The sequence below is a fragment of the Chitinophaga sp. CC14 genome, from assembly GCF_048957795.1.
In the GTDB taxonomy this organism is placed as follows: domain Bacteria; phylum Bacteroidota; class Bacteroidia; order Chitinophagales; family Chitinophagaceae; genus Chitinophaga; species Chitinophaga ginsengisegetis.
The window spans coordinates 832,598-846,106 of the sequence record NZ_JARBFY010000001.1 but is presented as its reverse complement, the minus strand read 5'-3'; the positions used below and the strand labels follow the sequence as shown (position 1 = coordinate 846,106).

12 protein-coding genes are annotated in these 13,509 nt (G+C 47.9%); 9 read left to right on the top strand and 3 right to left on the bottom strand.

Annotated elements, in window-relative coordinates:
* Positions 1 to 55: 55 nt before the first annotated feature.
* The 3 genes from PV783_RS03615 to PV783_RS03605 all read left to right on the top strand — a co-directional run bounded on the left by PV783_RS03615 (position 56) and on the right by PV783_RS03605 (position 4,146).
* Complete coding sequence (locus PV783_RS03615) at positions 56 to 1,438, top strand: peptidylprolyl isomerase (RefSeq protein ID WP_159454384.1); 1,383 nt, start codon at positions 56 to 58, stop codon at positions 1,436 to 1,438.
* Positions 1,439 to 1,712: 274 nt separating this feature from the next.
* On the top strand, positions 1,713 to 3,440 hold the full coding sequence (locus tag PV783_RS03610) for an amidophosphoribosyltransferase (protein ID WP_420987137.1): 1,728 nt from the start codon (positions 1,713 to 1,715) through the stop codon (positions 3,438 to 3,440).
* A 211-nt stretch (positions 3,441 to 3,651) separates the two neighbouring features.
* The gene (locus PV783_RS03605; protein ID WP_079471568.1) at positions 3,652 to 4,146 is read left to right on the top strand and encodes a SixA phosphatase family protein; all 495 of its coding nucleotides are present in this window, start codon (positions 3,652 to 3,654) and stop codon (positions 4,144 to 4,146) included.
* On the opposite strand, the gene proC is transcribed toward PV783_RS03605, so the two are convergent.
* Positions 4,143 to 4,940: a pyrroline-5-carboxylate reductase gene (gene proC / locus PV783_RS03600; protein ID WP_079471567.1), complete on the bottom strand. Its 798-nt coding sequence runs from the start codon at positions 4,938 to 4,940 to the stop codon at positions 4,143 to 4,145. The genes PV783_RS03605 and proC overlap by 4 nt on opposite strands.
* Positions 4,941 to 5,028: 88 nt before the next feature.
* Between proC and PV783_RS03595 the strand changes: the two genes are divergently transcribed.
* Positions 5,029 to 8,319 carry an AAA domain-containing protein gene (locus tag PV783_RS03595; RefSeq protein ID WP_420987134.1) on the top strand — a complete coding sequence of 1,097 codons (3,291 nt, stop codon included), beginning with the start codon at positions 5,029 to 5,031 and terminating at the stop codon, positions 8,317 to 8,319.
* A gap of 104 nt (positions 8,320 to 8,423) precedes the next feature.
* On the opposite strand, the gene PV783_RS03590 is transcribed toward PV783_RS03595, so the two are convergent.
* Both PV783_RS03590 and dusB read right to left on the bottom strand, forming a co-directional pair.
* Positions 8,424 to 8,993: an NUMOD4 domain-containing protein gene (locus PV783_RS03590; RefSeq protein WP_079471790.1), complete on the bottom strand. Its 570-nt coding sequence runs from the start codon at positions 8,991 to 8,993 to the stop codon at positions 8,424 to 8,426.
* 43 nt (positions 8,994 to 9,036) lie between these two features.
* Positions 9,037 to 10,104 (bottom strand): tRNA dihydrouridine synthase DusB, encoded by a 1,068-nt coding sequence (gene dusB, locus PV783_RS03585; protein WP_079471565.1) that lies wholly within the window; start codon positions 10,102 to 10,104, stop codon positions 9,037 to 9,039.
* 183 nt (positions 10,105 to 10,287) lie between these two features.
* Here dusB and PV783_RS03580 point away from each other — a divergent pair, with 183 nt between their 5' ends.
* The 5 genes from PV783_RS03580 (at position 10,288) to PV783_RS03560 (ending at position 13,499) form a co-directional block, all read left to right on the top strand.
* Positions 10,288 to 11,235 carry a CPBP family intramembrane glutamic endopeptidase gene (locus PV783_RS03580; protein ID WP_420987133.1) on the top strand — a complete coding sequence of 316 codons (948 nt, stop codon included), beginning with the start codon at positions 10,288 to 10,290 and terminating at the stop codon, positions 11,233 to 11,235.
* Positions 11,236 to 11,264: 29 nt separating this feature from the next.
* Positions 11,265 to 11,516, top strand: coding sequence for a DUF2007 domain-containing protein (locus PV783_RS03575; RefSeq protein WP_420987131.1), 252 nt, complete (start codon positions 11,265 to 11,267; stop codon positions 11,514 to 11,516).
* Positions 11,517 to 11,628: 112 nt separating this feature from the next.
* Entirely contained in the window at positions 11,629 to 12,513 is an 885-nt protein-coding gene (locus PV783_RS03570; protein ID WP_420987129.1) for a phosphatidate cytidylyltransferase, read from the top strand.
* An 87-nt stretch (positions 12,514 to 12,600) separates the two neighbouring features.
* Complete coding sequence (locus PV783_RS03565; RefSeq protein ID WP_079471561.1) at positions 12,601 to 13,254, top strand: phosphatidylserine decarboxylase family protein; 654 nt, start codon at positions 12,601 to 12,603, stop codon at positions 13,252 to 13,254.
* 26 nt (positions 13,255 to 13,280) lie between these two features.
* Positions 13,281 to 13,499, top strand: a complete 219-nt coding sequence (locus PV783_RS03560; protein ID WP_079471560.1) for a hypothetical protein — start codon at positions 13,281 to 13,283, stop codon at positions 13,497 to 13,499.
* Positions 13,500 to 13,509 lie beyond the last annotated feature (10 nt).

The following is a 13,509-nucleotide window of genomic DNA, read 5'->3' as shown; positions in this document are numbered from 1 at the left end:
CATTCCCTATGCTACTGACTTTTAAATGGTTATTTTTGGTTTTTACCGCTTTTGTATGAAGAAACTTTTAGCATTATCCGCAGGCGCTTTGCTGCTATGGCAGGCTTCTACGGCCCAGAAACTGGTGGCAGACAAGATTATCGGGGTTGTAGGGGATAAAATTATCCTCAAATCCGATATGGACGGAGCACTCAGCGATCAGCAACACAACTCGCCCGATGGCAATCTGGCGCCCGATGCTGCGTGCAAAACACTGGAAATGCTGATTTCCCAGAAAGTAATGGTGTTACAGGCGGAAAGAGACAGTTTACCGGTAAGTGACGGCGACGTGGAAGCCCAGATGGAAAACCGTATCCGCTACTTTGAATCCATGTACGGCAGTAAGGAGAAAATGAAAGAAGTTACCGGCTACTCCATTTACCAGCTCCGCGAACGCTTCCGTCAGCCTATCAAAGAAGGTTTGCTGGCCCAGGCAATGCGCAACAAGATCATTGAACCGGTAAAAGTAACGCCATCAGAAGTAAAACGCTTCTTTGACGCCATCCCGAAAGATAGTCTTCATTTTTACGAGTCAGAACTGGAAATAGGTACCCTCGTGCTGCAGCCCAAAGCTACCCGCGAAATGGACCAATACGCCATCGACCGCCTCCTCGATTTCAAAAAACGTGTTCAGAATAAAGAATCCGATTTCGGCTCCCTCGCTATCCTCTACTCCGAAGATCCGGGTGTAAAAGATAACAAAGGCGTGTACACCCTGAACCGTAACGATAAAAATACCTGGGATCCCGACTTCCTGGCATCCGCCTTCCGTTTGAAAGAAGGAGAAATTTCCTCCCCGGTGAAGTCGCAACACGGATACCACCTGATCATGATGCTGAAACGCTCCGGCGATAACGTTACTGTACAACACATCCTCGTAAGAGCCGCAGTAACCAAATCCGACCTGGCAGGCAATACCGCCAAACTGGATTCTATCCGTAAAAGCATCGTGGCTGGCAAAATCACGTTCTCGGAAGCAGTAGCCAAATACAGCGACGCGCCAAGCGCCAAATTTGATGGCGGTATGATGCAGTCCAAAACAGGCGACGGAAGCACCCTGATCACCATCGACCAGCTGGATGACCCTACCGAAAGGGATATCGTAATGATGCTCGATACCCTGAAACCAGGTCAGATTTCCGCCCCGGTACAGTTTACAGATGAAAACGGCCGCACAGCAGTACGGATCGTGTACCTGAAAACACGTACCCAGCCGCACCGCGAAAACCTTACAGATGACTATTCCCGCATCCAGCAAAGAACACTGGATATCAAACGCGCGGAAGCCATCAACAAATGGCTCATCGAAAAGATCCCGACCTTCTACGTACACGTAGACGATCAATACAAAGAATGTAATCATATCAGCCAGTGGATGGCTGCACTTGCCAAGCAATAATCAAACTATTTATATAAAGCGGAGATAGGAGCGGGAGCTTTTATCTCCGCTTTTTTTATGCCCTGATACTGAATAGGCAAAGGCTGATAGCTTTACCAATCGCTTTCTGGTTTTCTCCTTTTTTGGCGTACCTTTGCGACTTCAATTTTCTGCCATGAGTGATGCGATCAAACATGAATGCGGTCTGGCATTTATAAGATTAAGAAAACCGTTTTCCTACTACCAACAAAAATATGGGAGTGTTTTCTATGGGCTGAACAAACTATACCTGCTCATGGAAAAACAACATAACAGGGGCCAGGATGGCGCTGGTTTGGCTACCGTGAAACTGAACACCGAACCAGGCGTTCCCTTTATGCACCGCATCCGCAGTGCTGCTCCGCAGGCCATCGGAGATATTTTTGCGAAAGTACGTGACGAAATACAGGAGATAGAAAAATATCAGCCGGAAATCACCAAATACCCCGGCCTGATGAAAGGCCATGTGCGTTTCCTTGGTGAACTCATGATGGGACATATCCGTTATGCCACCCAGGGTAAAAACAACGTGGAACTCTGCCATCCTTTTGTACGCTACAACACCATTCCTGCCCGCAACCTCGCTATGGCAGGAAACTTTAACCTGATAAACACCGATGAACTGTTTGAGTTTTCCAAGGCACAACCTGGTGAAGTTCACAAAAACAGTGATCTGGCGGCCATGCTGGAAGTGGTACACCATTTCCTCGCCAAAGAAGACAATGAAGGCAGCAACGACCTGGATATCAAAAAGATCCTCCAACAGGCATTTTCCATGTTTGACGGAGGGTACCACACCTGCGGCCTGATCGGCTCCGGTGATACTTTCGTGATCCGCGATGCACACGGTATCCGTCCTTCTTACTATTATATTAATGACGATGTAATTGTAGCTGCCTCTGAAAGGGCCGCTATCCGTACTACTTTCAACGTAGGCGAAAATGAAGTGCTGGAACTGATGCCGGGTAATGCGCTGATCGTAAAAAACAACGGCGACTACTCCATCGAACAGATTCTCGAACCCAAAGAACGTAAAGCCTGCAGCTTTGAAAGGATTTACTTCTCCCGTGGTAACGATGAAAAAATATACAAGGAACGTACTGATCTGGGTCGTCACTTATCCGGTACCGTATTGAAGGCCATCGACAATGACCTCCGCAATACCATCTTCTCCTTTATTCCAAATACTGCTGAAGTAGCCTTCTATGGCCTGTTAAAAGGACTGGAAGAATATCTCAACAAAATAAAAGTAGAACGCATCCTCTCCTGGGGTAACGATTTTGATGAGGAAAAGCTCACCGAAATGGTGAACCGCCGGATCCGCATCGATAAAATAGCTACCAAGGACGTGAAAATGCGTACGTTCATCACCGAAGACTCCAGCCGTAATGAAATGGTACAACACGTGTACGATATCACCTACGGTAAGGTAAGACCCGGTATTGACTCACTGGTGGTAATTGATGATTCTATTGTACGTGGTACCACCCTGAAGGAAAGTATCGTGAAGATGCTGGACCGCTTAGGACCCAAAAAGATCATCATCGTATCTTCTGCCCCGCAAATCCGCTACCCGGACTGCTATGGTATTGATATGAGCAAAATGGGCGATTTCGTAGCCTTCCAGGCCGCCATTGCCCTCCTGAAAGACCACGGCAAGGAACATATCCTGAATGAAGCCTATGGCCTCTGTAAGGAACTGCAGCGTACCAACACCCTTCACGCACAAAACGTAGTGAAAAACATCTATAAGCCGTTTACCCCGGAACAGATCTCTGCCAAGATTGCGGAAATCCTTAACCCTGGCGGTATTAAAGCCGAAATAGAAGTAATCTACCAATCTATCGAAAGCCTCCACCTGGCTTGTCCGAACAACCTGGGCGACTGGTACTTTACCGGTAATTACCCCACTCCGGGCGGCAACCGTGTAGTGAATAAAGCATTCATGAACTATATGGAAGGCAAAAACGAAAGGGGATATTAATCGTATAAATAATCAGAGATCTGGTCATTTAGCTATCAGAGGAGTCATTCTTTTGAGCTGAATAATCAGATCTCTTATTATTTAAATGACTAATTGTTTTCATGTTAATTTTATCTTAAATAACCTCCCGTATTCTGACTGTATAAGTCTAACAAGTTAACTTCCTGTAAAATCTGTATTTTCGTTATAGTTAATTATAGGTTTTCAGCCCATGAAAACATTACTACTTATACGTCATGCTAAATCCAGCTGGACCGATCCGGACATGGATGATTTCGACCGGCCCCTCAATAAACGGGGAAAAGCGAACGCGCCCGAAATGGCGCAACGCCTTATTACCCGCGGCATGGTACCGGAATTAATTATTTCCAGCCCCGCCAAAAGAGCCAGATCCACCGCTAAAATAATGGCAAATGAGTGGAGCTATCCCAAACAGGCTATCCTGCTGGAAGAAGAACTATATCTCTGCTACGCTGCCACCTTTCTGAAGGTGATCACCAAAATTGATGACGACTTCGGCGCCGTGGCCATCTTTGCCCATAACCCAGGCATCACCGATTTTGCCAACTACCTCACCGAAGAAATCAGGATAGATAATGTACCCACTACCGGTATCTTTGGTATCCAGGCAGACACCGATAGCTGGAAAGATTTTGACCTGGCAAAGAAAAAGTTCCTCTTCTTCGAGTATCCCCGTAAAGATTAGTCTTTCACAATTTTATTGTAGGAAGCGGTAATTCCCTTGATCAGGGAAGAACTGAAGCCCTGGTGTTCCATTTCGTTAAGACCTGCAATAGTACAGCCTTTGGGCGTGGTTACCTTATCGATTTCTTCTTCCGGATGACGGCTTTCGCGGATCAGCAGCTCCGCAGCGCCTTTTACCGTTTGTGCGGCAATTAAACTGGCAGTACGCACATCAAATCCAATTTCAATTCCTCCCTGGATATTTGCGCGGATATAGCGCAGCGCAAAGGCAATACCACAGGCGCCCAGCACAGTAGCAGCATCCATCAGTTTTTCATCAATGGCTACTGTAGCGCCCAACTGGTCGAACATCGTTTTCACATACCGGATCTGCTCTTCGGTGGCATGTTTATGGGCAATACAGGTGATAGACTCCTGTATAGCAATGGCCGTATTAGGCATAGCCCGCACTACCGGCATACCGGGTACCACATGTTCCAGGTCGTCGATGCTAACACCGGTAACCACGCTGATCAGTATATGTTTTGCCGGGTTAAAGGAACCCTTGAACTCCTGCAATACCTCCCGCACATTGTACGGTTTTAAAGCCACCACAATTATTTCCGCTTCGCGGATGGCAATATCATTATCCGTTTCTATCCGCACACCTGCATCACGCAGATCTGTAAGAGTACTGGTGTTACGCTTGGTAACAATGATATCGCCGGCCTTTGAAAACCCGCTCTTCAGCAATCCCTGGGCGATGGCCGATCCCAGATTTCCTCCACCTATAATGGCTATTTTTTTGGCTGACATAAAAAATGAAGATTACATTATAAATCGTAAGAAAGGTATAACAAATGCTGCATCCATGCAAACGGCAACGATTCATTAACTTGCGGACATGCAGGCATTACAGACAGCAACTGCGTTTTACGCCAGGATAAAAGAAGCCCACAGCATTCCGGATACGGAAGATAAAACCCGTCACTATAAACAGATCCTGGAGATCCTTTTCCGGGAACTGACCCGCAAGGAAACCCGCTCTTTCGGGAACCTGTTTGCACGCATGCAGTTTTATTTTGACCGGCAATCCGTTCCGCCGGACATCCATCAGCAGCTGACAGCACTACGCATACTAACCAACAAGGCTACACGGGGTATGTTTCCCCTGCAGGACGCAGAACACCTCCTGTGTATCAAAGCCCTTACAGAATCTGTTGCCTGGTGCTATCAGGCAACGCCGCCGGCAGAACTTACCGCGCTGTACGCCCCCACGGGATCACATAAATTATCGCTCGCATGGCAACACCGCCCCGGCAGCCTGGCACTGCTGAAATGCATGGTTACCACCGTAGGCACACTTACCGCCAGCGCGCTGGGAAAATACACCCTGCTGCTGGATGTGAAAAATGATGAGCAGGGCGATTTTCAACTGCTGCTGGAACATATGGATCCTGTAGCAGTAATATCCCTGCATGGCCTGCTGCGGCCTTACGACACCATTCATGTACTCCACTGCCGCCAGGGCGCCAGCGGACACGAATACACCACCACCAGCGAAAGCCAGGTGGTGCTGGAGCCTGACCTGCTGATAGATATCAGCGACCTGGCAGAATGCTTCACCCATAAAGGACCTAACCGGTTATTATATCTTGTTAAAAAACTCACTCCCCAGCAATCCAGCCCGGCAGCATTTAAAGGAAACCTGGTAAATGCCCTGCTGGATGAAATGCTCCGCAACAGGGAAATAGATTTCAAAAGCTCATTTGTGGAAGCAGTGGCCGAAAACGTGCTGCAGGCAGCCGCTTACGGCCGGGAGAAGATCAACGAAATGTTCCGCGACATCCGGCAACAACACTGGGGCAACCTGCATAATACCGTAAAGGAACTACAAGATAAACCGGTGAGGATAGAACCCACCTTTTTCTCTGCCCAGTACGGCTTGCAAGGGCGACTGGATCTCATGGCGGAAGATGACACCGATGAATACCGGAAGGAAATTTTTGAACTGAAAAGCGGGAAATGCCCCGACTTCAATACCTGGAAGAACCACGAAATGCAGGTAGTGGGCTATAACCTTCTGCTGCGCTCTGCTTTTGGCCGGCAACGCAAGGGGAGTTCTGCCATCCTGTATTCAGCCGCTACCACCAATCCGCTGCGGAACGTGAGCAGTACCCATCACACCGAAAATGATTTACTGCTGTTACGCAACGAAGTGGTGGGGATGCTGCTGCGGCTTGCAGGAGGGGAATTTGAAATACTGTCCACCATCACCACCGCAGCGGCGCTTGGCCTGCCTTCCTTCAGCGCGGCGCATTTCACCACTTTTGAACAAGCCTGGCAAACGGCGCCCCCGGTAGCAAAAGCCTACTACCACGAGTTCCTGGCCTTTATGCTGCGGGAATATCTCCAGGCAAAATGCGGGATGTTTTCAGAAATTAACCGGGAGGAAGATGCCGACGGCTTTGCAGCGCTATGGCTGCAACAGGAAAAAGATAAACTTTCCCGCTTCAATATTATACCGGGGCTACGCTTCCGGGAATTTGACACCGTTAACAGTTCCGTGTTATTTGATATAGTCGTTCCCGTTAGCCATAACTTCCGGAAGGGAGATACCGCTATCATTTATCCGCGTACCAGCACGGAATTACAGCCTTTACAACAACAGCTGCTGAAGGGCAGGATAGAAGATCTCGGAAAAAACCAGCTAAGCTTCTCCCTGAATAACCGGCAGATGACGCTCGACTTTTTCCGCCAATTTGATGAGTGGATCATAGAACATGATATTTACGAATCCAACTACTGGATAGCGGCAGCTTCGCTTTTCCATGTGATTTCCCCGCTTTACCGGGAGCGTACCAATATGCTGCTGGGCCTCGCCACGCCCCGCTGGTACCCTTTGCAGCACACCACACCGGCCATGTTTAACCCTAACCAGGAACAGCTGGTGAAGCATGCCCTGGAGGCGCAGGATTATTACCTGTTACAGGGGCCGCCGGGCACCGGTAAAACATCTTCCATGCTTACAACTGTAGTGGGGGAGATGGTAAAACAGGATCACTATGTGATCATTGTTGCCTTTACCAACAAGGCAGTAGAAGAAATATGCCATAAGCTGACGGCTAAAAATATTACGCACCTGCGTATGGGCGGGCGTAACTCAGACGCCTCGCTTACCCTCCGGCAATATTGCCTGGAAGGCTCGCTGGATGAAGCGCGCAATTATATTACCAGTCACCGCGTATTTGTTGCCACGGTAGCCACTATGGCTACCCGGCTGGAGCAGCTCACGATGATGGGGATTCCTACCGATACCTTAATTGTGGATGAAGCTTCGCAGTTAACAGAGCCGCAGCTCCTGGGGCTGCTGATGCCCTTCCGTAAATTTATCCTGATAGGGGATCAGAACCAGTTGCCGCCGGTGGTGGCGCAGGAAGAATATTTCTGCCAGGTGAAAGCGCCCTGTTTACAGGAGCTGGGTATCCGGGATTTGCGAACCTCTATTTTTGAGCGGCTGATACAACGCTGTAAAACCAGCCACTGGCGCCATGCCTGGGGTATGTTGAATACGCACTTCCGGATGCACGACAACATCGCAGCATTGGTAAATCATTACTATGCGGGGCAGTTATCTTCCGGAAGGGAAGAGCAAAAAGCCAGTTTCGATTTATACACCGGTCATGAAAATTTGGGATGGGAGCGGGTTTTGTCTTTAGGAAGAAAAATATTTATTGGCAGTCCCTATGAGCCGAGTTCCAAGATGAACAGAACGGAGGCGAAGTGGGTGGTATCGCTGCTGCGTCACCTGAAGGAGCGTTACGGCGCGGGTTTCAGCAAAGATACGGTGGGGGTGGTTACGCCGTGGCGAACGCAGATCAGTCTTATCCGGGAGTTGATTGCGGATGATGAAGCACTGCAGGACATCAATATTGATACGGTAGAGCGGTTCCAGGGTTCTGAAAACGATATTATCATTGTATCGCTGGCGGTATATCATGCGGCGCAGGTGCAAACGTTGCAATGCCTGGGGCAGTTTAACTGGGAAGAAGAGGTGATAGAGGTAGACCGGAAGTTGCTGGTAACGTTGTCGCGTGCACGAAAACAGGTGATATTGCTGGGATATGAGCCGGTGTTGCAGGATAGCGCCCATTACCGGAGGGTATTGGGGGAAATGAGCAGAGGCGTGCTCTAACGGTGGACACTATACGTAATAAGTTGCCAAGTAACAATGGCCATACGGTTGGTATGGCCATTGTCAGACAACATCATATATGATCAGTCCTGGTAAACCAGGCTTTAATCCAGTGTAACGTGCCCCCAGTTTTCACCGCTTTTAATGCGGTAGAGCTGCATTTCACTGATATCGAACTGTTCAGCGATTTGCTTCATTGTTTTCTTGCCGGGTTTATTCAGCAGGCGTTTGATGCTCTTTACTTTGGTAACATTCAGTTTGAGTCCTTTCACGCGGTTGCGTTGCTTTTCCTTATAGGCAAGCTTGGCGGGGCTTTTTTGCTGATGTTCTTCCATTTCCTCTTTGGTGGCCCATTGGAGGTTGGAGGCTTTATTATTCTTTTTATCGTAGTCCAGGTGTATCACATATTTATGTGCCCGTCCTCCTTTTTTGCTGAAAAGTTTCGCCACTTCCCGGTGAAGGTAGAGTGACTGGTAGCTATCTGCAGGCTTTACGTTTAATACCGTATAGCCTTCTACGGTAGACCCCGTGAGCAGCTTACCATCTTCGGTACTTTCATGATAACTGATCACTCTCCCCATGTTTGAAACGGCGTATTTTTTACGCAGGGCAGATTTGTTTTTAATCTGTAAGTCTTTCCAGACTTCATTTTTCAGATTTTTAATTGTGGTCATGTGAAAGTAATTTTTATTTTTTTTATATCCTGGGGTAATCCGTTTATCCGTAAACGTTACAACCGGCCATTTCATTATCAGCCGGCAGAAAATCGTGTGCAGCTAATTGGGGAGCGGCCCTCTCGAATATATGGTCCTTGTATTGTAACACAACCGCGTCTAGTACTTCCTCAATCTCAGCTAATGTATTGTAAGTTACTAATTGTTGTCTGAATTCCTTTATATGCGGCAAACCTTTGAGGTAATTTGTATAATGCCGGCGCATTTCCAGTATGCCTACTACTTCACCTTTCCAGGCAACTGACTGGTGAAGGTGTTTTTTGCAAACTTCTACTCTTTCCAAAACAGTTGGCAGGGGTAAATGTTCGCCCGTCTTCATAAAATGCTTGATCTCCCTGAAAATCCATGGATAGCCGATGGCGGCTCTTCCGATCATAACACCATCCACGCCATATTTCTGCCTGGCAGCAATTACCTGTTCCGGCGTACATATGTCACCGTTACCAAAGATAGGAATTTGTATGCGTGGATTGTTTTTTACTTTTCCGATGAGGGTCCAGTCGGCGCTGCCTTTATACATCTGGGTACGTGTACGGCCATGAATGGTAAGGGCTTTGATTCCTACATCCTGGAGCCTTTCCGCTACGTCTTCAATATTTTTGGTGTCGTCGTCCCAGCCGAGGCGGGTTTTAATGGTTACCGGCAACCTGGTTGCCTTTACTACGGCGGCCGTAAGTTTTACCATTTTAGGAATATCCTTCAGGATGCCGGCGCCGGCGCCTTTACAGGCTACCTTTTTAACCGGGCAGCCGAAGTTGATATCCAGCAGATCAGGATTAGTGGCTTCCACAATTTGCGCGGCCAGCGACAGGGATTCTTCATCTCCGCCGAAAATCTGGATTCCTACCGGACGTTCGTAGTCGAAAATATCCAGTTTTTTGCGGCTTTTGATGGCGTCACGTATCAGTCCTTCCGAAGATATGAACTCAGTATACATGAGATCGGCCCCATTATCCTTGCACACCGCACGAAAAGGCGGATCGCTCACATCTTCCATGGGCGCCAGTAATAAAGGGAATTCTCCCAATTCAATATTTCCTATCTTCACCATAATTTATATAACCACAGCAGCTTTTGCCGGAGTTATTATTTTAATATTTTATATACTATTTCTTTTACAAGCAGGATTTCTTTGCAGTAACGGCTATCGTTCAGCAGTTGCGGTAAGCGGTAAGCATCTGCAAAAACTTAATTTCGCGCTGTAAATTTACGCAAAAAAATACAGTATCTTCTTATGTCCGGTTATCTGAAGCAGTCGCCCGTTTCATTGCAGTTTGTCTCTTTCCTGGGCTTTTCCTTTGGGTTCTTTGCCCTGTACCTTTATGCGCTTCAGGCGATTACGCCGGGTGTTACCGGTCAAACACTGGAAGCGCTTCAAACCGGTACGCTTACAGACCCTAACTCGATCGGCTATCTGAAAATAACACAATTCCTTTATACCGTAGTCGCCTTCTTTGTACCAGCGGCGCTTTTTGCCTACCTGTGGCAGCCTTATCCGCTGAAATACCTGGGGCTTAAAACGCCTGGCGGGTTGCAGGTTATACTGGCGCTGCTGGCCATGTACGGTAGTTTGCCCTTAGCCAGCCTCCTGGGTGAATGGAACGAAACCTGGCCGATTTCCCAATCAGCCCGTGACCTCCAGGATATGGCGGAAAAACTGCTGGGGGTTATGCTGAAGATGCCTACCCTGAAGGATCTTTTCATCAACCTGGTACTGGTGGCCATTGTACCGGCTATTGCGGAAGAACTGTTTTTCCGCGGCGTTTTACAACGGCTCATTATTAAAGCTACCGGGAAGGTATGGCTGAGTGTATTTATCACCTCCATCTTATTCAGCGCGATCCACGGCGAAATGCTGGGTTTTCTGCCCCGCGTATTAATGGGTTTTGCGCTGGGAGCTATCTATGTTATCAGTGGCAACCTGTGGTTAAGCATCTTCGCACATATCCTGAACAACGGGCTGCAGGTAACCCTGCTGTACCTGTTCCAGCACGGGACGATAAAGGATGATCCCATGAAAAACACACCCGTGGCATGGTATTATATTGCCTTAAGCGTTCCCGTAACCATTGGGCTGTTTTGGGCGTTAAGTAAAAAATCAACACCCATGTTGATGACAGACCCGGTGAGTAAAAAAGATGAGGAAGAAGTGGACGAAATTGGAACAGACGAAAATTTGTAATCTTAATAAAAGACACTAAAACAATCATTATGGAAAAAGACTGGGTTAAAATTTTTTCGAGCGACAGGCCCTTTGAAGCCGAGATAGTAAAAGGTATGTTACTGGATAATGACATTGAGGCGGTGCTGCTCAACCGTCAGTCGTCTTCTTACAATATCACCCTGCCGGGACAGGTGGAACTGTATGTGCATGAATCGATGGAAAAATTAGCCAAAGACCTGGTGCACAATCATAACAATCTGCCCACCGGCGATCCGAATCAAATAGAAGGGGAAGAATAAGTGACAGCACCCGCGGGTGGCGCCCTCCCGGCAGTTCCCTGAACGGGATTTGCTCCGTAGGGTATTTTTATCCACTTTTGCGGGTAGAACTTAATCAACAGATATAACCATAATGAAGACATTTTTCACCCGCACTGCCTCTGCGCTTGTGTTTGTGGCAGTAATGCTGGGAGGGATCCTATGGGCCGACTATACTTTTTTCCTGCTTTTCTTCCTGATAGGCTGTTTTGCCCTCCAGGAATATTTCAGGCTGCTGCGTGGAATAGATGCCGATTATGCCGGTGTTTCATCCTGGCATAAATGGGGTGCTACCATTGCAGGAGCCGCTATCCTGCTTACTTTTACCGGAGATAATTTTCAGATAGGCGGCATCCCCACCGGGCTTATTGGCTGGTGGACAGCCGTTATTTTCCTGTTGGTGATGCCTTTGGGAGAAGTGTTAATGAGTAAAGATTTCTCTTTAAAGAATATAGGCTACTCGGCTATCGGGTTACTGTATGTGATCATCCCGTTTGGGTTGCTGATCCATATCCGGATGAATGCTATCAACATTCACTATGCCCCGGAAAACGTAGGTACCGCTCCCGGCTGGCTTATTCCTTTGCTGCTCATCATATTCATCTGGATTAACGATACAATGGCTTATATAGTAGGGTCGCTGATAGGGCGTACGCCTTTTGCCCCTGCTATTTCCCCTAAAAAAACCATTGAAGGCACGGTTGGTGGAATGATCCTCGCGGTAGCCACTGCCGGCATTTATGGCCATTTCTGGGGCTATCAGTACCTCGCGTTGCAACACTGGATAGCGCTGGCCCTCATTGCCGCCATATTCGGTACCATCGGCGACCTGATAGAATCCAAACTGAAAAGGATGGCCGGCGTGAAGGATTCCGGCCGGATTATGCCCGGCCATGGCGGTTTCATGGACCGGTTCGATTCACTGCTGCTGGCGGCTCCCTTCGCCTGGATCTACGTTCAGTTCTTTATGATGCACTAACGTAACATTCGTATGCGAAAAAAAACTGAATTGAAGTAACTTCGCATCAAGATTAAACACATAAATCAATCATCTAATAAAAAAACAATGAAGATCCATCGTGAAGGATTTGCTACCATTTCCCTTGTATTCCTGGTACTGGCGTTAATAAACGGAGCAGTATTTTATTGGTTCGGTAACGCGCCGGCGCTGTGCTGGACGGTATCCATTATCTCCATTGCGTTCTTCCTGTTCATCGTTTCATTCTTCCGTATTCCCTCCCGCCAATATACAACAGGTGATTCGCTGGTGGTTTCTCCCTGCGATGGTAAAGTAGTGGTAATTGAAGAAGTATATGAGCCGGAGTATTTCAAGGATAAGCGTTTGCAGGTGTCTATTTTTATGAGCCCTGCCAACGTGCATGTAAACCGGAACCCTATCAGGGGTACCGTGAAGCTGTCGCAATACCACGCCGGTAAATACCTGGTGGCCTGGCATCCAAAGTCTTCCACCGAAAACGAAAGGCATTCCGTGGTAATCGGCAACGGTAAAACGGATATCCTGGTAAGACAAATCGCCGGCGCACTGGCCCGCAGAATTGTGAATTACCTGAAACCAGGCATGGAAGTAGGTCAGAATGAAGAAATGGGCTTTATCAAGTTCGGCTCCCGTGTGGATCTTTACCTGCCTATCGGTACGGAAGTAGCGGTACAGCTGGAACAGGTGGTACAGGGCGGTATTACAGTTATTGCCAAAATCTAGTATCTTTAATAGCTAAACGGCATTTTATGATAAAGAAAGCTTTTACCGGCATCGCCGCATTACTGCTGATAGCAGGCGTAGCGCTGGCACAGGAAAAAACCAAAGCAGCTGCCAAAACGAAAAAGGATTGTTCCGCTGCCTCGTGTAAAACTACTGCCAAAGGTAAAAGCTGTTGTCAGCAGCCGTCTAAAACCGCCAGCCTGAGAATGGCTGCCGCTACCAAAACAAAAGCGAAAGCACAATAAAGAAAGAAGG

What these genes read in the sequence shown, in the direction of transcription:
- PV783_RS03580 (WP_420987133.1), top strand. Translation starts at nt 10,288, where the DNA reads ATGTCCGGTTATCTGAAGCAGTCGCCCGTTTCATTGCAGTTTGTCTCT.
- proC (WP_079471567.1), bottom strand. Translation starts at nt 4,940, where the DNA reads ATGTCAGCCAAAAAAATAGCCATTATAGGTGGAGGAAATCTGGGATCG.
- PV783_RS03570 (WP_420987129.1), top strand. Translation starts at nt 11,629, where the DNA reads ATGAAGACATTTTTCACCCGCACTGCCTCTGCGCTTGTGTTTGTGGCA.
- dusB (WP_079471565.1), bottom strand. Translation starts at nt 10,104, where the DNA reads ATGGTGAAGATAGGAAATATTGAATTGGGAGAATTCCCTTTATTACTG.
- PV783_RS03595 (WP_420987134.1), top strand. Translation starts at nt 5,029, where the DNA reads ATGCAGGCATTACAGACAGCAACTGCGTTTTACGCCAGGATAAAAGAA.
- PV783_RS03590 (WP_079471790.1), bottom strand. Translation starts at nt 8,993, where the DNA reads ATGACCACAATTAAAAATCTGAAAAATGAAGTCTGGAAAGACTTACAG.
- PV783_RS03560 (WP_079471560.1), top strand. Translation starts at nt 13,281, where the DNA reads ATGATAAAGAAAGCTTTTACCGGCATCGCCGCATTACTGCTGATAGCA.
- PV783_RS03605 (WP_079471568.1), top strand. Translation starts at nt 3,652, where the DNA reads ATGAAAACATTACTACTTATACGTCATGCTAAATCCAGCTGGACCGAT.
- PV783_RS03615 (WP_159454384.1), top strand. Translation starts at nt 56, where the DNA reads ATGAAGAAACTTTTAGCATTATCCGCAGGCGCTTTGCTGCTATGGCAG.
- PV783_RS03565 (WP_079471561.1), top strand. Translation starts at nt 12,601, where the DNA reads ATGAAGATCCATCGTGAAGGATTTGCTACCATTTCCCTTGTATTCCTG.
- PV783_RS03610 (WP_420987137.1), top strand. Translation starts at nt 1,713, where the DNA reads ATGGAAAAACAACATAACAGGGGCCAGGATGGCGCTGGTTTGGCTACC.
- PV783_RS03575 (WP_420987131.1), top strand. Translation starts at nt 11,265, where the DNA reads ATGGAAAAAGACTGGGTTAAAATTTTTTCGAGCGACAGGCCCTTTGAA.